Source organism: Bifidobacterium psychraerophilum (genome assembly GCF_000741705.1).
GTDB classification, from domain to species: Bacteria; Actinomycetota; Actinomycetes; order Actinomycetales; family Bifidobacteriaceae; genus Bombiscardovia; species Bombiscardovia psychraerophila.
This window is the reverse complement of the sequence record NZ_JGZI01000010.1, coordinates 190,289-209,477: the sequence shown is the minus strand read 5'-3', so window position 1 is coordinate 209,477 and position 19,189 is coordinate 190,289. Positions and strand designations below refer to the sequence as shown.

16 protein-coding genes and 4 tRNA genes are annotated in these 19,189 nt (G+C 59.5%); 15 read left to right on the top strand and 5 right to left on the bottom strand.

Annotated features, from left to right (window positions below; genetic code table 11):
* The first annotated feature begins 8 nt into the window (after positions 1-8).
* The 7 genes from BPSY_RS08120 (at position 9) to BPSY_RS08090 (ending at position 6,716) form a co-directional block, all read left to right on the top strand.
* Entirely contained in the window at positions 9-932 is a 924-nt protein-coding gene (locus BPSY_RS08120) for a shikimate dehydrogenase family protein (protein ID WP_033496346.1), read from the top strand.
* Positions 932-1,861 carry an RNase adapter RapZ gene (gene rapZ / locus BPSY_RS08115; RefSeq protein ID WP_033496348.1) on the top strand — a complete coding sequence of 310 codons (930 nt, stop codon included), beginning with the start codon at positions 932-934 and terminating at the stop codon, positions 1,859-1,861. The genes BPSY_RS08120 and rapZ overlap by 1 nt, the downstream gene beginning before the upstream one ends.
* Positions 1,862-2,058: 197 nt before the next feature.
* Entirely contained in the window at positions 2,059-3,000 is a 942-nt protein-coding gene (gene whiA / locus BPSY_RS08110) for a DNA-binding protein WhiA (protein WP_033496351.1), read from the top strand.
* Between the two features lie 198 nt (positions 3,001-3,198).
* Positions 3,199-4,395, top strand: coding sequence for a phosphoglycerate kinase (locus tag BPSY_RS08105; RefSeq protein ID WP_033496353.1), 1,197 nt, complete (start codon positions 3,199-3,201; stop codon positions 4,393-4,395).
* A 186-nt stretch (positions 4,396-4,581) separates the two neighbouring features.
* Positions 4,582-5,376 (top strand): triose-phosphate isomerase, encoded by a 795-nt coding sequence (tpiA, locus tag BPSY_RS08100; RefSeq protein ID WP_033496355.1) that lies wholly within the window; start codon positions 4,582-4,584, stop codon positions 5,374-5,376.
* 63 nt (positions 5,377-5,439) lie between these two features.
* Positions 5,440-5,688 (top strand): preprotein translocase subunit SecG, encoded by a 249-nt coding sequence (gene secG / locus BPSY_RS08095; RefSeq protein WP_033496512.1) that lies wholly within the window; start codon positions 5,440-5,442, stop codon positions 5,686-5,688.
* A gap of 182 nt (positions 5,689-5,870) precedes the next feature.
* Positions 5,871-6,716: an HAD family hydrolase gene (locus tag BPSY_RS08090; protein WP_033496357.1), complete on the top strand. Its 846-nt coding sequence runs from the start codon at positions 5,871-5,873 to the stop codon at positions 6,714-6,716.
* 152 nt (positions 6,717-6,868) lie between these two features.
* On the opposite strand, the gene tal is transcribed toward BPSY_RS08090, so the two are convergent.
* Together tal and tkt are read right to left on the bottom strand one after the other, a co-directional pair.
* Positions 6,869-7,978 (bottom strand): transaldolase, encoded by a 1,110-nt coding sequence (tal, locus tag BPSY_RS08085; protein WP_033496359.1) that lies wholly within the window; start codon positions 7,976-7,978, stop codon positions 6,869-6,871.
* A gap of 104 nt (positions 7,979-8,082) precedes the next feature.
* Positions 8,083-10,188 (bottom strand): transketolase, encoded by a 2,106-nt coding sequence (tkt, locus tag BPSY_RS08080; protein ID WP_033496361.1) that lies wholly within the window; start codon positions 10,186-10,188, stop codon positions 8,083-8,085.
* A gap of 496 nt (positions 10,189-10,684) precedes the next feature.
* Here tkt and hrcA point away from each other — a divergent pair, with 496 nt between their 5' ends.
* Together hrcA and dnaJ are read left to right on the top strand one after the other, a co-directional pair.
* A complete protein-coding gene (gene hrcA / locus BPSY_RS08075) occupies positions 10,685-11,836 on the top strand; it encodes a heat-inducible transcriptional repressor HrcA (protein ID WP_033496362.1) in 1,152 nt (383 codons plus the stop codon).
* 155 nt (positions 11,837-11,991) lie between these two features.
* Complete coding sequence (dnaJ, locus tag BPSY_RS08070; protein ID WP_033496363.1) at positions 11,992-13,137, top strand: molecular chaperone DnaJ; 1,146 nt, start codon at positions 11,992-11,994, stop codon at positions 13,135-13,137.
* A gap of 127 nt (positions 13,138-13,264) precedes the next feature.
* Here the strand turns inward: dnaJ and BPSY_RS08065 are convergent, their stop codons facing one another.
* Complete coding sequence (locus tag BPSY_RS08065) at positions 13,265-14,056, bottom strand: fructosamine kinase family protein (protein ID WP_033496514.1); 792 nt, start codon at positions 14,054-14,056, stop codon at positions 13,265-13,267.
* 187 nt (positions 14,057-14,243) lie between these two features.
* On the opposite strand from BPSY_RS08065, the gene uppP reads away from it, so the two are divergent.
* Positions 14,244-15,116 (top strand): undecaprenyl-diphosphatase UppP, encoded by an 873-nt coding sequence (gene uppP, locus BPSY_RS08060; protein ID WP_033496364.1) that lies wholly within the window; start codon positions 14,244-14,246, stop codon positions 15,114-15,116.
* A gap of 227 nt (positions 15,117-15,343) precedes the next feature.
* Here uppP and BPSY_RS08055 read toward each other — a convergent pair whose 3' ends face one another.
* Positions 15,344-16,210, bottom strand: coding sequence for a PAC2 family protein (locus BPSY_RS08055; RefSeq protein WP_033496366.1), 867 nt, complete (start codon positions 16,208-16,210; stop codon positions 15,344-15,346).
* Between the two features lie 174 nt (positions 16,211-16,384).
* Between BPSY_RS08055 and BPSY_RS08050 the strand changes: the two genes are divergently transcribed.
* The 4 genes from BPSY_RS08050 to BPSY_RS08035 all read left to right on the top strand — a co-directional run bounded on the left by BPSY_RS08050 (position 16,385) and on the right by BPSY_RS08035 (position 16,749).
* A tRNA-Gly gene (locus tag BPSY_RS08050) sits at positions 16,385-16,457 on the top strand.
* 26 nt (positions 16,458-16,483) lie between these two features.
* Positions 16,484-16,554, top strand: a tRNA-Cys gene (locus BPSY_RS08045).
* 20 nt (positions 16,555-16,574) lie between these two features.
* Positions 16,575-16,646, top strand: a tRNA-Val gene (locus BPSY_RS08040).
* A 30-nt stretch (positions 16,647-16,676) separates the two neighbouring features.
* Positions 16,677-16,749 (top strand) — tRNA-Val (locus tag BPSY_RS08035).
* 204 nt (positions 16,750-16,953) lie between these two features.
* Here BPSY_RS08035 and BPSY_RS08030 read toward each other — a convergent pair.
* Positions 16,954-18,285, bottom strand: a complete 1,332-nt coding sequence (locus tag BPSY_RS08030; RefSeq protein WP_202961807.1) for an amidohydrolase family protein — start codon at positions 18,283-18,285, stop codon at positions 16,954-16,956.
* Between the two features lie 171 nt (positions 18,286-18,456).
* Between BPSY_RS08030 and BPSY_RS08025 the strand changes: the two genes are divergently transcribed.
* A complete protein-coding gene (locus tag BPSY_RS08025; RefSeq protein WP_081884349.1) occupies positions 18,457-19,089 on the top strand; it encodes a TetR/AcrR family transcriptional regulator in 633 nt (210 codons plus the stop codon).
* Positions 19,090-19,189: the final 100 nt, after the last annotated feature.

Genomic DNA, 19,189 nt, shown 5'->3' with positions numbered 1-19,189 from the left:
CTGTGCAGATGATTACGCACCAATGTGCCGTTCTGGGTAAACCCATTGCGCATTCCCTCTCACCGACGCTTCATAATGCCGCTTATCGGGCACTTGGGCTGAACGACTGGCGCTACGGTCGTCGGGAGGTCGATGCCCCGGCCTTGGAGTCCTTTCTGAACAGCCTGGATTCGACGTGGGCTGGTCTGAGTCTGACGATGCCGTTGAAACGGACCGTCATGAAGCTGGGGGAGAGTGCCGATCGGTGGTCGACCGTGCTATCGGTCGCCAATACCGCCGTCTTGGATTGGTCGGCGGGCGACGGCGAAGCCCTGATACGCCTGTACAACACGGATGTGCGCGGAATCGCCGAGGCCTTGAGAAAAGACGGGTTCATCAGCGCAGAGCGCTCCGGGACGGGCACGGTCAGCGGAGCCGGTCAGGATGCATCCACCGGGCAGCGATCAGGATGCGCCATGATCCTCGGCAGCGGCAACACCGCACGTTCGGCTCTGGCGGCCTGCGAATTGCTCGGCATGAGCAGCGTGAAGCTCTTCGCCCGCAATATCGAGAAAGCCGCCCATCTCCAGACACTGGCTGAGCAGCTCGACATGGATCTGAGCGTACTGCCCTTGGAGCAGGCGGTGCTGCATGCTCCCGGATGCGCAGTGTCCATCAGCACCCTGCCAGCGCATGCCGCCGACGATTTCGCACATCGGCTGAGGGACTCGGCACCACGGCATCTCGGACATTTCCTCGATGTTGTGTATGACCCCAGGCCCACCGAGGCGATGCTCGCATGGAGATCCTCAGGCGGACATGCCATAGGTGGTGAGATGATGCTCTTGCACCAGGCGATACCACAGGTAGCCTTGATGACAGGACTCAGCGAACAGGCACTGCCGGCAGATATCGACGTGACCATGCTCCAAGCGCTTCAGGAGGTGCTGTGATGACCGAACACAATGATCCGACCACATATTCGGCAGAGGCGGACACCAGGCCGGCGCCAGCCGATGATTTCGAGGTGCTGCTCGTTACCGGTATGTCGGGTGCGGGACGCTCCCATGCCGCCAACAGCGTGGAGGATATGGGCTGGTACGTGGTCGACAATCTTCCCCCGAAGCTGCTGGTCCCTCTTGTGGATATGATGACCTCCTCAGGGTCCAAGGTGCACAAACTGGCAGCGGTCATCGATGTGAGGTCGCGTTCCTATTTTGATGATCTGGCCGCCGTGCTCAGCCATTTGGACGATCTGGGTGTGAAATACCGGATCCTGTTCCTCGACGCCGATGACGAGGTGCTGATCAAACGCTACGAATCGGTCCGCAGACCCCATCCCTTGCAGCATGGGCGCAGACTCATCGATGGCATACATGAGGAAAGGGAGCTGCTGGCGCATCTCAAAGAACGTGCCGATGTGGTTATCGACACCTCGAATCTGAGCATTCACCAGCTGTCCACGAAGTTGTATGACGCGCTGCTCGGCACCGGCCCCACCACGGTTTCGGTGCATATCTTCAGCTTCGGATTCAAATACGGTCTGCCTTTGGACGCGGATTTCGTGGCGGATATGCGTTTCCTCCCCAACCCCTTCTGGGTGCCCGGATTGAGGGAGCTGACAGGTCTGAACAAAGCGGTCAGCGATTACGTGCTCACCAGCGCCGGGGCGAAGGAATTTCTGGAATCCTATACGCAGGCGATCCTGACCGCCATCAGGGGCTATTCACGTGAGGACAAGCATTTCGTCACGATAGCGATGGGATGCACGGGCGGTCAGCACCGTTCGGTGGCCATGAGCGAGGCCCTGGCCAAGCGTTTGCGGGAGCACGGCCTGAGCGTCACGGTTTCCGCCAGGGAGCTGCATCGTCATCGTGTCTGAGATTCCTCCCCGCCGGGCATCATCGTTCTCCGCCCGGATAGGGCACACATCCATATTGCGAAATAAGCGTGTCCATGAAGGCCATGCTGGTGCAAGGTTGTCCAAGATATTCTGTATCACAGATAGCCGGTGGCTTTTCAGTTTGGACGCTGGAAGCCGGAATGGAAATGACTCTCACAACCGTAGGAGGTTGGCTATTGGCTCTACTCGATGATGTCAAGAGCGAACTTGCCGCTATAGACAATGAACTTCCTGCAGCGAAGAAGGCACAGGCCGCGACGATGATTCGTTTCGGCGGTGGACTGCATCTGGTGCAGCGACATATCGTCGTCGAGGCGCAATTCGACTCCTTTGCTTCTGCCCAATGGTTGCAGAACGCCATCAAGGAAATCTACGGTCACAGCTCGGACCTCATAGAGGTTTCGAGGCAGGCACCGGCCGGTGACGCCGTGCGATATTCGGTACGCGTATTGCGTGCAGGCGGGGCGTTGGCATTGCAGACAGGTCTGCTCGATCGACGCAAACGTCCTGTGCGCGGACTGCCAAGCGATATCATCAGCGGCAATATCGCCCAGATCAAGGCGGCCTGGCGCGGCGCTTTCCTTGCGCATGGCGAACTGTCCGATCCGGGCAAAGCGAGCTATCTCGAAATCGTATGCCCCGGTTCCGAGGCCGCACTCGCCTTGGTCGGTGCTGCACGACGCCTCGGCATCAATGCGAAGGCGCGGCAGGTACGCAGCTCGGAACGGGTGACGCTCCGAGATCCCGATGCGATCGAACGCATGCTCAATCTCATCGGCGCACCGAAATCCGCAAGAGAGTGGACGGGCAAGCGCAACGATGGGGAATCGCGCGGCAAGGCCAACCGCCTCGCCAATTTCGATGATGCCAATATGCGTCGTAGCGCCAAAGCAGCGGTTGAGGCCAGCGAGAAGGTCGTTGAGGCATTCAGGCTCCTGGGCGACAGCATCCCGGACAATCTGCGGGCTGCAGGCCAGCTCCGTCTCGATCACCGTGATGCCAGTCTTGAGGAACTCGGACGTCTGGCGGATCCGCCGGTGACCAAGGACGCCATCGCAGGACGCATCAGGCGTCTGCTGCAGCTTGCGGCCAAGGTCGAGAAGCAGCGCGCCCAATAGCCCTGTCGGGCTTGCCAGTGCGCTGCGACGATGCCCATCCGGACCGCGTCGCAGGAATCCGACGCCTATGGTGACGCTCGTGGGAATGTTTGTTGTACAGGATAGAATTCGATGTGGCGTCATCATGCGCCTTGATGCTTTCTGTGGCAGGTACGACCATCACAGGCTACCTGGACTGCAGCTAGGAAAGGATAGTTCATGAAAACACTGAAGGACCTCGGTAATCTGCAGGGCAAGCGAGTCCTCGTCCGCGCTGACTTCAACGTTCCGCTGGATGGCACTACCATCACCGACGATGGCCGGATCAAGGCCGCGTTGCCCACCATCGACAATCTGCGCGAGCAGGGCGCGAAGGTGATCCTGATGGCGCATCTCGGCCGTCCGAAGGGCAAGGTCGTTCCCGAACTGAGCCTCGCGCCGGTGGCCAAGCGCCTCGGGGAGCTGCTCGGCGTGAATGTGGAGCTCGCAAGCGACACCTACGGTGAGGATGCACAGAAGAAGGTCGCCGCATTGAAGGACGGCGATGTCCTGCTGCTCGAGAATGTGCGCTTCAACCCTGAAGAGACCAGCAAGGACGCGGATGAGCGCGCCGCCTACGCCAAGAAGATCGCCGCGTTGGGCGATGTCTTCGTATCCGATGGTTTCGGTGTGGTGCATCGTGCACAGGGTTCCAACTATGACGTCGCCGCCGATCTGCCTTCGGCTGCCGGACTGCTGGTCGAGAAAGAGGTCACGGCTCTGTCCAGGGCGACCGTCAACCCGGAGCGACCGTTCACCGTCGTTCTCGGTGGTTCCAAGGTCTCCGACAAGCTCGCCGTGATCGAAAACCTGCTGAGCAAGGCCAACCGTCTGATCATCGGCGGCGGCATGGTCTATACCTTCCTGAAGGCCCAGGGCCACGAGGTCGGCAAATCCCTCCTGGAAGAAGACCAGGTGGAGATCGTCAAGGGATACATCAAGAAGGCGCAGGAGAACGACGTCGAACTCGTGCTCCCGACCGATATCATCGCCGCGGATACCTTCGCCGCCGACTCGCCCTACGAGACGGTTGCAGCGGATGCCATCCCCGCCGACAAGATGGGTCTCGACATCGGGCCTGATTCGCAGAAGCTCTTCCACGACAAAATCGTGGATTCCAAGACGGTCGTATGGAACGGACCTATGGGTGTATTCGAGTTCCCGGCCTTCGCGGCGGGCACGAAAGCCGTCGCCCAGGGTCTTATCGACGCCACCAAGGCAGGGGCGTTCACCATCGTCGGTGGTGGCGACTCGGCTTCCGCCGTGCGTAACCTCGGCTTCCCGGAGGAGGGCTTCTCCCACATCTCCACAGGCGGCGGCGCTTCGCTGGAGCTCCTCGAAGGCAAGGAACTGCCCGGCCTCAAAGTGATCGAGTAAGGGTACCGCCGGATAGGAGATGACTCGGTGCGGCTCCCACGTTGACGATGTGACGTCAATGGCGAAGTCAGGCAATCGGCCGTATCGGGTCACGTATGATGAAAGTGGTATGCGGGCGGATGCGCTTCCTGGCAACAGAAGCCATCCGCCCCTGGTCTATGGGGTGGGTTCGGAAAGGCGATACTGATGGCAAGAGTTCCGCTTATTGCGGGTAATTGGAAGATGAACCTGGATCATCTCGAAGCGACATACTTCGTCCAAAAACTTGCCTGGCTGCTCCGTGATGCCCATTTCGACTACAAACACTGCGAAATTGTACTGTTTCCGGCTTTCACCTCCCTGCGTAGCGTGCAGGTTCTGGTCGAGGCGGACAACCTGCGCATCCGTTACGGCGCGCAATCCGTTTCCGTCACCTCGCAGGGTGCCTTCACCGGTGATGTTTCAGCGGATATGCTGTCTCAGCTGAGATGCTCGTACGTCATCGTCGGGCATTCGGAGCGACGCAAGTACCATCCCGAGGATGACGCCAATATCGTCGATCAGGTACGCGCGGTACTCGCAGCGGGTATGCAACCCATACTGTGTGTGGGTGAGAGCTTCGAGGAACGGCGTCAGGGCATCGAGTTGGAGTTCGCCGTCGGGCAGGTCCACGACGTGACACGGGATCTCAACGAGGCGGAGGCGGCCGCGCTGATCATCGCGTACGAACCGGTGTGGGCCATCGGCACGGGCATGGTGGCCACCCCTCAGTCGGCGCAGGACGCGGCGAGAGCCATCAGGGCGCACATGCGCCAGGCTTTCAACGACACCGTGGCCAATACGGTGCGCATCCTGTACGGCGGTTCGGTAAGCTCGCAGAATGCGGCGCAGCTGATCCAGGAGGCCGATGTGGACGGATTTCTTGTCGGCGGCGCTTCTTTGGAGGTCGAAGAGTTCTCGAAAATCGCCCGCATCACTCAAAAACAATCTTTTGCGCGTTAAAACGAACGATAATCGTCTGCGTGCTGTATCCTTGCCAAAGAGCAAAAAAATGTGGAGGTTCCTGTGACTATTGTCAAGATCGTTCTTGAAGCCATCGTGGTTGTCGCCAGTGTACTGCTGACCCTTCTGATCCTGATGCATAAGGGCAAGGGCGGTGGTCTGTCCGATATGTTCGGTGGAGGCATCAATTCGAATGCCGGCACCTCAGGTGTCGCGGAGAAGAACCTCAACCGCATCACCATCATCGTGGCGCTGATCTGGGTGGCGATCATCATCGCTCTCGGCCTTATGGCGAAGTTCAACGTAGGCTGAACGACATCAGCCAGCGATGCATATGGTGGTGGGTACCGCCGCTGAAGCGTACCACCGCTTCGATGTACTATTGATGTTCCGGAACACCGCAGTCCATAGGCTGCGGTGTTCCGGTATATTGGGGGCAATCGGATAGGGATCCCGAATGACCGAGTGCCTTTCGGGCCGAGAGATGGGATATCATGCAAGCGCATCCGCCACTACGTCTTCTTGTCGCTGATCTGGATGGAACCCTGCTGTGCGACGGATCCTCATTCGAAACGAGGGCGCTAAGCGCCCGCACCATCTCAAGTCTGAACCGCGCCCACGAAGCGGGTATCGGCATCGCCGTGGCCACTGCACGCCCGGTGCGAACGGCTTGGGACATCGTCCATCAGATTCCGGTCGATGCATGTGTGTATCTGAATGGTGCGCTCATCGACACATCGCCGCAATCTTCGGATTATGACATGCTCACCTCGCAGACGCAGGAGGGGTATGATCATCTGCTGCGCTTCGGATTCCCCTCATCGCGCGCGGCGGAGGTGTGCAGGAATCTGGTCGAGGCGATCCCTGGGCTGCGTGTCGGCGTGGTCATGAATGACAAGCGTTACACGAACTTTGACATACGGGTGCTCTGGGCCCATGAGGAATGCCATATCACCGACTTCAGCACCCTGCCGCCAGGCTATGCGGATAAGATCATCATCTTCCCGTATCCCGAGCAGATTCAGCATCTGCAGGCGGTGCTCCCTCCTGACTTCGAACCCCATGTCAGTGAAGGCATCATGTGGATGCTGATGAATCCGAAGGCCAACAAAGCCCACGCCCTGAAAACCCTCTGCGCCCGGCAGGACGTCCCTCTCGCCTCCGTGGCGGCCTTCGGCGATGATGCGATCGACATCTCGATGATGAGGATGGCCGGCATCGGGGTCGCCGTTTCGAATGCCATACCCGATGTGCTGAACGAGGCCGACCAGATATGCCCCTCGAACAACGAGGATGGCGTCGCCCAATGGATTGACGCGGCCTTGGAGGCCTCCCGCTAGCCAGCCCACCGGCTCAGCATGGGATTCGCCCGTGGCTCTGCCACAGGGGACAGGACGTATATGGGCGGATGAGCATATGCTTCGGCCCCTGCACCTCAAGGTGAGATGCAGGGGCCGAAGTCTTACTGCTGTATGCGCCTGGGCGCCGTGTTTCAGGCGTTCACGCGGTCGATGCCGGCCTGCACGTCGGAAAGCACGGAATCCCATGAAGCGATGAAGGAAGCAACACCGTCAGCCTCAAGCTTGTCGGTGACATCCTTGATGCTGATGCCGAGCTCCTCGAGCTTCTCCATCACGGAGTGGCTCTCTTCGTAGGTGCCTTCGATCGAAGGTGCGCCATTGCCATGTGCTGCGAGGGCGTCGAGCGTCTTCTCAGGCATGGTGTTGACGATATCCTTGGCAACGAGTTCGTCGACATACTTGCAATCGGAGTATGCGGCGTTCTTGGTGCCGGTTGAAGCCCACAGGGGACGCTGACGGCGTGCACCCTTGGCTTCGAGAGCGGACCAACGGGAGTCCTCGTTGAACTTCTTCTCGAAGAGCTCGTATGCCAGACGTGCGTTGGCAACGGCAGCCTTGCCTTCGAGTTCCTTGGCTTCCACGGAACCGTTGGCTTCGAGCAGCTTGTCGACGGCGCTGTCCACGCGGGACACGAAGAAGGAAGCGACGGAACCCATGTGCTTCAGGTCGTGACCATTGGCGTCGGCCTGTGCGATGCCCTCGATGAAGGCATCGATGACCTGCTCGTAGCGTTCGAGCGAGAAGATCAGGGTCACGTTCACCGAGATGCCCTTGGACAGGGTGGCGGTGATCGCAGGAAGGCCTTCGAGCGTCGCCGGGATCTTGATCATGGCGTTCGGGCGATCAACCTTTTCCCAGAGTTCCACGGCCTGCTTGGCGGTGTTCTCGGTGTCGTGAGCCAAACGGGGATCGACCTCGATGGAAACGCGGCCATCCACGTAGTCGGTGCTCTCGGCGACATCACGGAAGATATCCGTGGCGTTGCGTACATCGGTGGTGGTGAGCTCGCGAACGGCGGTCTCAACGTCGACCTTGCCGAGTTCCTTGAGCTGTGCGTCGTATGGGCCGACCTGGCTCAGAGCCTTCTGGAAGATCGAAGGGTTGGTGGTGACGCCAACGACGTTCTTCTCGGCGATCAGCTTCTGCAGGCTGCCGGATTCGATGCGGGTGCGGCTCAGATCGTCGAGCCAGATGGAGACACCGGAATCGCTGGTGCGCTGTGTATTTTCATTCTGTGCCATTATTTCTCCTTGTATTCCAACCAAAACTTGTTGTTACCGCAGGGGCTGACGCCCCTGCGGAAGCGGGGGAGAGCCGGACATGAAGCCTCGGCCCTCCCGGATACTTACTGGCGAGCGGCCTTGACCTCTTCGATTGAGGCCTTGGCGGCTTCAACGACGTGCTCGGCGGTGATGCCGAGATCGCGCATGTTCTCGTCGCCATCACCCTGCAGACCGAACTGCTCGATGGACACGGGCTTGCCATAGGAGCCGAGGTACTTGTACCAAGGCATGGCGAGACCGGCCTCGACCGAAACGCGGGCCTTGACCGTGGAAGGAAGGATCTCTTCCTTGTACTCGTCATCCTGCTCTTCGAACCACTCAAGGGAGGGAACCGAGATGACGCGGGCCTTGACGCCCTCATCCGCCAGCGACTTCGCGGCTGCAACCGCATGCTGGACTTCGGAACCGGTCGCCAGCAGCAGCACGTCGGGCTCGCCCTCGGTGTCGACCAGCACATAGGCGCCCTTGCGGACTCCTGCCTTGGCCTTCGCCGCGGTCTCCTCAAGGGAGGGGACACCCTGACGCGTCAGGATGAAGGCTGCGGGATGCGTGTTGTTCTTCTCGAAGAAGTAACGGTATGCCTCAGCGGTTTCGAACTCGTCGGCAGGACGGACGACCTCAAGCTGTGGGATCGCACGCATGGCCGCAAGATGCTCGATTGGCTGATGGGTGGGTCCATCCTCGCCGAGCGCCACGGAATCGTGGGTCCAGACGAAGAGGTTCGGGATGTCCATCAGTGCGGCAAGACGCACGGCAGGACGCTCGTAGTCGGCGAACTGGAAGAAGGTGCCGCCGAAGGGACGGGTGTTCGAACCGAGAAGGATGCCATTGGTGATGGCGCCCATCGCGAACTCGCGCACACCGAAGTGGAGCTGACGGCCGTACTTGCTGACGGTCGGCCACTGGACGGTCGCGTACTCGTCGGGTGCGAAGGAGGCTGCGCCCTTGATGTTGGTGTTGTTCGAACCACCGAGGTCGGCGGAGCCGCCCCAGAGTTCGGGCATCACGGCGGCGATGGCGTTCAGCACGGCACCGGAGGCCTTGCGGGTCGCAACCTTCGAGCCTGCGGTGAAGCCTGCAACGAGCTCGTCGATGGCCTTGTCGAAGTCCTCGGGGAGCTTGCCAGCGGCGATGCGGTCGTACAGAGCCGCCTTGTCGGGGTTGGCCTTCTTCCAGGATTCGAACTTCTCATCCCATGCCTTGTGCGCTTCAAGACCGCGGTCAGCGACCTTGCGTGCGTGTGCGAGTGCCTCTTCATCGACCTGGAAGGACTGCTCGGGATCGTATCCGAGTTCCTTCTTCAATCCGGCGACGGCCTCGGCACCCAGCTTCGAACCGTGTGACGAAGGATCGTTGGTCTTGCCCGGGGTGGGCCATGCGATGAGCGAATCGACCTTGATCAGCTTGGGACGATCGGTGACCTGCTCGGCCTTTTCGAGGACCTTCGCGAAGCCTTCGGCATCCTCGTTGTAGGAACCGTCGGGCTGGATGAAGCTGAATTCATCCGTGTACCAACCGTATGCCTCGTAACGCTTGAGGATATCCTCGGAGAAGGCGATCTTGGTGTCGCCCTCGATCTGGATGTGGTTGGCGTCGAAGATCACGGTCAGGTTGCCGAGCTGCTGGTTCCCTGCGAGTGAGCTTGCCTCCGAGGAGACGCCTTCCTCGACGTCGCCCTCACCGCAGATGACCCAGACCTTGTGGTCGAATGGTGATTCACCTGCAGGAGCCTCGGGATCAAGCAGACCGCGCTGATAGCGCTGTCCGTATGCGAAACCAACGGCCGATGCGAGACCCTGGCCCAGCGGACCCGTGGTCATTTCGATGCCGGGGGTCAGACCATACTCAGGATGGCCAGGCGTACGCGTACCCGCGGTACGGAAGCGCTTGAGATCGTCGAGCGTCAAGCCATAACCCGAGAAATACAGCTGCACGTACTCGGTCAGTGAGGCGTGTCCACCGGAGAGGATGAAACGGTCGCGTCCCGCCCAGTTCGGATCATTGGGATCATGCTTAATGAAATGCTGATACAAAGTGTAAGCGACGGGTGCCAGTGAGATAGGGGAACCGGGATGTCCGCTTCCTGCCTTCTCGACCGCGTCAGCTGAGAGGACCTTCGCCAGTTTTACTGCGCGTTCGTCCAGTTCAGACCACGTGAAATCGGTCATAGATGATCAACTTTCCTTCCAATTGGTTGGGCCTTGTGCCCGGCTTGTGTCGGACAGTGCTTGGTAGCCCTCACATTGCTCTTCAATGCTAGCTTTCAGAGCAGACACCAGAAGGGTATTGCCCGTGGCCCGTGCGTGTGTGACAGCTCTGATCAGGCATGCGGCGCAGTACATATCCGCTCAGTCACGTGAACTTTGCACTCATAAGATGTTCGCAATATGCTCAAAAGATTCCAAAAACGTACACTGTGCGCTTATGACGAAGCCCTAGCACTCGTTGACAGTGAGTGCTAATACAATCGTATAGATGTAGGAAGGAAGGCGTTGTCTTCTTTCACGGCCATGCATGTCACGGCCGTGCACTGATCCGTGTGGGATGGATTGCCATCGCATGATCCGACACACGGCAGGACAACGCGAACACGGCTGACGACACCGATGGCACGGTCCGCAAAACGCATCAGCCGACAGGACAAGGCAACCCGAGGAGGTGCGCATGACGAACAACAGGCGCATGCTGGTGCTGCGAGCCGTGGTGGAGGATTACATCCGCTCCCAGGAACCGGTGGGCTCAGGCACACTGACGAAGGATCATGATCTCGGAGTCAGCTCCGCAACTGTGCGCAACGATATGGCCACATTGGAGGAGGAGGGCTTCCTGATCCAGCCCCACACCTCGGCAGGCCGCATTCCCACGGAAAAAGGGTACCGGTATTTCGTCGACAGGTTGGCCACGGTCGTTCCGCTCTCCACCGCACAGCGCAGAGGCATCGAATCCTTTTTGTCCGGGTCGGTCAACCTTGAGGACACCCTGCAACGTTCCGCGCGACTGCTCGCGCAGATAACCGGCCAGGTCGCGGTCGTCGCATCGCCATCCCTCGCGAAGTCGAAACTGCGGCGTCTTGAGATCATCCCACTGTCCGGTTTGCTGTTGCTGGTGGTGGTGATAACCGATACCGGGAGGGTCGCACAACGCAGCATCCGCTGCAATACACAGCTCTCGCAGGACGTCATCAACGATCTCTCCCGCGTCATCAACGAACAGGATCAGAACATAACGCTGTCGAAGGCCAGCGAGGACATCCGTCAGCTGGGTACCGACGCCAAATTCAACGCCATACGGGCGCTCACCGACCGTCTTGCCGATGAATTGGAGGATATGGCGTCGCAGGAGCAGGCCAGCAGCCTCTATATGGCAGGCACCTCGCAGCTCACCCACCAGCAGGCCGCCAATCTGAACGATCTGGCGCCCCTATTCGATGCACTCGAAGAGCAGGTGGTGCTGATGAAGCTCATGAGCACACTCAGCGAGGTTTCTCAGGTATCGGGTGTGAGCGTGGCCATCGGTTCGGAAACACATAACCCGGGGCTGCTGCATGCCGCCGTGGTGACCAGTGGGTACGGAGCGTCATCGTCATCGCACACTGACGGTGATGCGGGGCACACGAATGCGCAAGCCGATCGCGCAGAATCGACGCAAACCCCTTCCGATGATGATTTCGCTTCGCTTTCGAATGAACCGCTCGCCTTCGTGGGATCGATCGGGCCTACGCATATGAATTACGCGACCACCATGGCGGCCGTGCATGCGGTGGCACATTATCTGACTGCGCTGCTGGCAAACGACTCTGGCGGGGACGGGTTGTAGTATGTACGCCGATGGCGGGTGAGGAAGCATCGGCCGGTTTGCAGGAGAAGTAAGCGACTCAACGCGCAGCCCCGGCACGTGAAGCGCAGGAGATCGCGGCAGGACGGTGCCGCACCACAACGAGAGTCATCGTAACAACACAGAAAGAGTCATCAGTGGCAGACTATTACGAGGTTTTGGGAGTCAGCAAGGACGCGAGCGAGGATGAGATCAAGCGCGCCTATCGCAAGATGAGCCGTAAATACCACCCTGATATCGCCGGTGCGGAATTCGAGGATAAATTCAAGGAAGTCAACAGCGCCTATGAGGTGCTTTCGGACTCGCAGAAGCGCCAGATGTACGATCAGGGCGTTGATCCCAATAATCCCGGCGCTTCAGGCTTCGGTGGGGCTTCAGGCTTCGAAGGATTCTCGGATGTGTTTGGACAGTTCTTCGGCGGCGGTTTCGGTGGGGGTGCCTCCCAGGGACCCATTCCGCGGACGCAGCCGGGACGCGATGCGCTCACCCGTCTGACCATCGACCTTAAAACCGCCGTCTTCGGCGGAACGGCGAACACCGTCATCCACACCTACGGACTCTGCCAAGACTGCGGGGGCTCCGGCGCGGAACAGAACAGCAAGCCGGTCACATGCCCTGAATGCCACGGACAGGGATTCGTGCAGAAGGTCGTGCGGACCATGCTCGGCCAGATGATGACCACCGCTCCCTGCGACCGCTGCGAAGGGCACGGCACCATCATCGAGCATCCATGCCCGTCATGCCTCGGACATGGCCGCGTGCGCACGAAGAGGACGGTCGGCGTTTCGATTCCGGCAGGCATATCGGATGATTCGAGGCTCCGTCTGGCCTCACAGGGCGAGGTGGGAGAAGGCGGCGGCGCCGCGGGCGATCTGTACATCGACGTCAGCATCGCGACGGATCGGCAGTTCACCCGTGAAGGCGACGATCTGCATTGCTGGATCAGGATTCCGATGAGCTGGGCCGTGCTCGGGCATGACATCACGATCGACACCTTCGACGGACAGCAGTCGGTCTCCATACCGGCAGGATGCCAGCCTGACGACACCATCTCATTGAAGGGCCTGGGAGTCGGGAAACTGCGTTCCCAGGGTGAACGCGGCGAGCTGGTGGCGCATGTGACCGTGGAGATCCCCACCAAACTCAACGATAAGGAGCAGGAACTCATCGAATCCTTCTCCGAATCCCATGACGCCGATGCGAAGCATACGGCGCAGCGTTCCAAGCCGACACCGGTCAACCGCAAGGGCTTCTTCAACCGTCTCAAAGACGCACTGAGCTAGGACTTCGGGCACCAGCCCACCCATGTTCGGGGCGAGGCCGAGAATCCGGATGGCGTGATTCGCCCTGGATGCCTCGGCCTCGCCCCGGAATCGTATGAGGGAAGCCGAGGCGCCGTGGCCAGAGGGCTCAGCCAAGCAGCGAACGGCACATGGAGCGGTATTCGCTCACATATCCGCCGCCGAAGAACACGCAATGACCCGCTATCGGGTACAGCTGCCACAGCGTCATCCTGTCCATGAAAGCGCTGGCCAGTGGATGCACCGACTGGTAACCGTCGAGGATGTCGTGCAGATACGACATGCCGAAGAGATGCAGCATCGCCAGATCCTCCTCGCGGTGCCCACCGTGGGCGGCCGGGTCGATGAGAACCGCCTCGGCATGCCCACGGTCGGCGGTCCACATCACATTGCCGCTCCACAAATCCCCGTGCAGGCGTGCCGGCCGGTCGGAAGCGGCAGGACCCAAGAGCTCGGGAAGCGCATCGACAACGGCCTGCGTCATCTCCATATCCTGGCGATTGAGGCTTCCCCGATCAAGGCCCATCTGCACCATGGGCAGCAGTCTGCCTTCGCCATAGTATTGGGCGGCATCCGTCCATGTGCCTGTATCCATGGGGACCGGATCCTGCAGAGGACCGAAGTAGCAGGTGCCGTCATAGCCTTTCGGCGCCTCGCCGAAGTATTCCGCGCCGAAATCGTGCAGATGGGCAAGTGCCGCGCCGAAATCATGGGCGGCCCGAGGGGTCGGTGACGCCGACTGAACCCTTTCGATATCCAGATAATCATTGCCCCAGCCGAATACCTCCACCACACGGGGACCACCTTGCGGCTGTGCCTCGGCAAGCCATTTGAGGCCGCGCCCTTCACACTCGAAGAAGCCACGAGGGGAGTGGGCCCTGGATTTTCTGTACTGTTCCATATCATCCTCCCAATTCGACGACGTCATATCGCGGCGCTGTGCATCACGATGCCAGTATCCGCCCATGACCTTCATTGTGGGCATTCTGCGCGACAAGGCCTTCGACACTCCACAAGACAGTGTTTTTCGTTACTCTAAGGAAGGTTATAGTTCTGTTGACACCAACAAACAAGCAATACGAGGGCTTATGAATTTCTTCGAAGCGATACTGATGGGAATCATCCAAGGGCTCACTGAATTCCTTCCTGTATCTTCCAGTGCACATATCCGCATCGCCGGGGCGTTGCTCGGGCAGGATCCCGGGGCCGCGTTCACCGCCATCATCCAGTTGGGCACTGAAAGCGCGGTATTGCTGTACTTCCGTCACGATATAGCAAGAATCCTCAGCCACTGGTTCATGTGCCTGAAAGGCAAGGATGGCTCCGAGATCTCACAGCGTCTCGGCTCCGAGGACCGCGATGCCTCCCTGGGATGGTTCATCATCGTCGGCACGCTGCCCATCGTCATCGCAGGCCTGCTCTTCCAGAAGAGCATCGAAAGCGGCTTGCGGAATCTATGGATCACCGTGCTGATGCTCATCGTCTTCGGTCTGCTGCTGTGGTACTTCGATGCCAAAAGCGCACAGACCAAAACGATCAAGGAGATGACACTCAAAGATGCCGTCATCTTCGGCATAGGACAGATGCTGGCGCTGGTCCCCGGTGTCTCCCGTTCAGGCGGCACCATCACCTTCGGCCGCGCCCTTGGCTACACCCGCGAGGATGCGGCACGAATCAGCTTCCTCATGGCCATTCCTGCGGTTTTCGGTGCAGGGATTCTGGAAACCTTCAAATCACTCGGTGCCGCAGGTGCCACATCCGGATTCCCCGGCTGGGGAGCGACCATATGCGCCACAATCGTCAGTTTCGTCGTCGGATACCTGGTGATCATCGCATTCCTGAAAATCGTCTCGACATTCTCCTACAAGGGTTTCGCGATCTACCGCATAGCAATCGCCGTCATCGTCGCCTTGCTGCTCATCACCGGGGTGCTCGCGCCCCTGGCTGGACCGAGCGTGTGATACCCCCGATCCGAAGCGTGCCGGCTCCGATGCCTTCCGCATAGCGGCATCGGAAACCATGCACATACAGGAAGTGCCCCACCCTGCGTATACCGTGATGCGGTATACGCATGAGGTGGGGCACTTCCTGTTTCCCATGCCCGCCGGGAGACGCCGGTACGGTGACCGCGCTTCCAACTCATGACAGATCGGCAGAGCACCCTGGTGCGTATATGCGGGACGACGAGTTATTGCCGCTCCGTGCCCAGTTCCGATGAAGGACCCGATCCCGGCCCACGCAGATAGGATTCCGCTTCGGCGACGACGTCCCCGATGTTGAGCGTGGACATCTCAGCCTGCTTACGGGCCTTCTGTTCGAAGTCGTATTCACGTTCCAGCCTGTGTACATAGTCCGCCAGATCGTCATTGCAGCGCACGAGCACCTCCGCCTGCGCCTTCCAACGATCGGCGCGCTCCTGCAGATCGCCTTCGTCCAGATGCACACCCAGGAGTTCCGACAGCGTACGCAGCAGTTGGAGGGTGCCTTGCGCGCACTCGTCGCTACCCAGGTACTGAGGCACCGAAACCCAAATGGGATCGGCGGTGAATCCGCGTTCTTCGGCCATCGTGTCCAGCACGGTCGGAACGCCGATGGGGCCGCAGTGCTCATCCTCCGTTGCGCACCCGCAGTCATCGTTGAAGGATTCCACAGGCAGGGGCCTGGTATGAGGGCAATCGGCGTACATCGAACCAAGGGTCACAATCGCATCGACATCGCATTGCTCGGCGATATGCATGCTTTCCCTGCAGTACTCCTTCCAGCGGTAATTCGGTTCCGGAGCCATCTGTGCATAGACGGTGTGCTCGGGGTCTATCCTGATCTCGTAGAACACCGTTTCCGGCCAGACGATACGTCGTTGGCCCTGAACGTGGCACATCATCGGACGTGAAATCTGATAGTCATAGAAACCATCGCAGTTGATCCGCGCCACTTCGTGCGAATCGTAGACGTCGATGAGATGGCGCAGCACATTCGTCGCCGCCTGGCAGGCATCATTCCAGCCTTCGAATGCAGCGATCAGAACGTTTTGGGATTGCAGTGCTTCTTCACTCACAGTTCATAGATTAGCGGGAATATCTTCATGTTCCGAGCTTTTGCCCAAAGCGAGAACAGGGGGAATGACGCCATGACTCGCGCAAACGACACGCAATTTGCGTAATCCCAATGATGTAGTTATAGTAGTGACTCGTGCTTGGAGGTCAGTCTTCCGGGTGCAGATAGCAGTGATGCGGGCATAGCTTAGTTGGTAAAGCGCGACCTTGCCAAGGTCGAGACCGCGGGTTCGAGTCCCGTTGCCCGCTCGAGGTCCGAGACGTAGACCAGTCACGGTGGGTTAGCCAAGCGGTTAGGCAGCGGCCTGCAAAGCCGTTTAGACGAGTTCGACTCTCGTACCCACCTCGAAGTCGCAAGACTCAACCGGGCGGTTGGCGCAGCGGTAGCGCACTTCCCTGACACGGAAGGGGTCACTGGTTCGATCCCAGTATCGCCCACAAGGACACCGAGTCCTTACCCAAAAACTCGGGCGATTGGCGCAGCGGCTAGCGCACTTCGTTCACACCGAAGGGGTCGCAGGTTCGATTCCTGCATCGCCCACAGTTCATCACGTCAGTTTTCACACATTTGTGTTTCTCATATGGTCTCGAATCAATTGCTGTATGTGCTCGATGAGACCGACCGCTTCAACAGCGATGCACGGCGGCCGAAGCCCCTTATGATGCGTCTTCCCCAACGCCAGTCACCGCGGGACCAGAGTCCCTTGGCAGCCTGCTTGCGAGGGAGGCGCACCATATCCCTCGATCAGGCCTTCATCGCGTCCAGCTCATTGTCGACGAGCTCGAAACGCTCGATCTGTGGATTCTGCAAAACCCTTCCACGCGCGATGACGAACTCCGGGTGCTCGTAAGCGCGCCAATCATTGAGCGGATTCCGCTTCAGCAGCAGCAGATCCGCGGAGAGCCCCTGTGCGATCCGCCCTGTGACCTGATCGAAACCCAGAATCCGGGCATTCTCGGCGCTTGCTGCGTGTATCGCCTCCTGCGGCGTCAAATCGCCGTATTCATTCAGCAGGGCGAGCTCGCGCCACGTGTTGTACTGGGTCACATAGGTCATCGCGGTGTCCGTTCCCATGCCCAGTGCGATGCCGTTCTCCTTGGCGTCATGGATTCCCTGGACCATCTCATCCACGGCGATGCGCGCATTCGCGACGACGATCTCATCCACTCCGGTGACCTCCCTGCTGAGTTTGACCAGGGGGAGTGCCGCGGAAAGCGTCGGGATCAACGCCGACCAGCCACGAAGCGAACGGGGGTTGTCGCCGAAGAGATCGATGATCTCGCTGTTCATCGCGCAGCCGTGCTCGATGGTATCCACCCCGGCACGCAAGGCCATCGTGACACCCAGAGGACTCTGCGCGTGAGCCGCGACGAGCAGACCGGCGTGATGCGCCTCCTCGCATATCGCGGCCATCTCCTCCTCGCTCATCTGGGGACGGCCCGCATCGCCGATCCTGCGCGCGTCGGTGACTCCACCCGTTGCGGCGATTTTGATAGCCGTCACGCCATGCATGATATTCGTGCGTGCGTTCTTCCTGTTCTGTGATGGGGAATCACCGATCAACGCTATCTGAGGACTGCCGTGCCCGCCCGTGATCGCAAGAAGAGGCCCCGCTGCCAGCATCCTGGCACCGAGCTCCTTACCGCTCTCGATCCTCTCGCGCAGTCTGACCGCCTCGTAGCCCACATCTCCCACCGTACGGAATGTGGTGACGCCGGAAAGCAGCAGGGTCCGTGCGTTCACCTTCGTGCGATGGGCGATCAGCAAGGCTCCGAGCGGGCTATGCAGCGCCGCGCTCACCGCATGCTGGAAGGTGGGGCCTGTCAGCGTCGCGGAGAGCGGTTTGCCATTGGAGAAGAGATGCACATGCGCGTTGATCAGGCCCGGAAGCAGGTATCTGCCCGTGCCGTCGATGCGGTGGTATCCGTCAGGGATGCCGGTCCGGTTCCCGGCTCCGACCTTGGATATCCTCCCATCAGGACCGACGACCACGTTGTAGCCGTGCAGGAGGCCGTCCTTGGCGTCTTCACTGACAATATTCACATTCGTTATCGCAAATGACCCGGTCATAAGCATCCAACCTCTCCAGCCATGGTATTGATGGCTTGCCTTACACGGCATCTTAGCGGCATATCCGTGGGCATCCCTGTGCCGGTGGTATGTCCGCAGCCTCCGTGAAGGCTTCATATCAGCCTTCGGCGCACACGACAGGCCGGAACATAGCGGCATCTCGCTACGATGAGGCATATGCCACAAGCCAGAGTGAAACGTGTTCGCAAAGACCCGCAGGAACGCAAACGTGAAATCGCACAGTCGGCGACGCGTCTGATCAGCGAACGAGGTTTCAACGGCATCTCATTGAAGGATGTCGCCGATGACGTCGGGATGAGCCAGCCGGGTCTGCTGCATTATGTGGGCAACAAAGACGGGCTGCTCTCCCTGCTGGTCACCGATATCTATGACACTTCCGGCACCCCGGATGACTTCATGGCCTCGGGTCTGCCCGGCAGCAATCCCGATGAGCCGTTGTTCCCCTCGTATCTGCGTTTTCTGGTGCGTCATAACGCCCAACGGCGAATGATGGTCCAACTCTATGTGGTTCTTGAATCCGAGTCACTCAACCCGGCCCATCCGCTGTATGACTACTTCCACACCAGGCCAGGGCTTGTCTGGGAGATGTATTCACGGTATCCATGGAAAATCCCTCCTCAGCTCGGCCCGTGGGAGGACCGGATGGAGGCCGTCGTGCGCCAGTGCATCGAGGCGATGGATGGCATCCAACTGCGTTGGCTACGCGAACCGCCCATCGATATGTATGACGAATGGCTGTTGTTCGAAGGGCTGCTGTTTCCCTCACCTCTATGGGATGGATATCGTTGAGGCAAGGCTCCGGTCATAGGGGAGCGGAAGCTTCGAATCGAGTGTTCCGCTTCGTTGTTGTTTATTATCTAATATATAACAGATATATCGTTACATTATC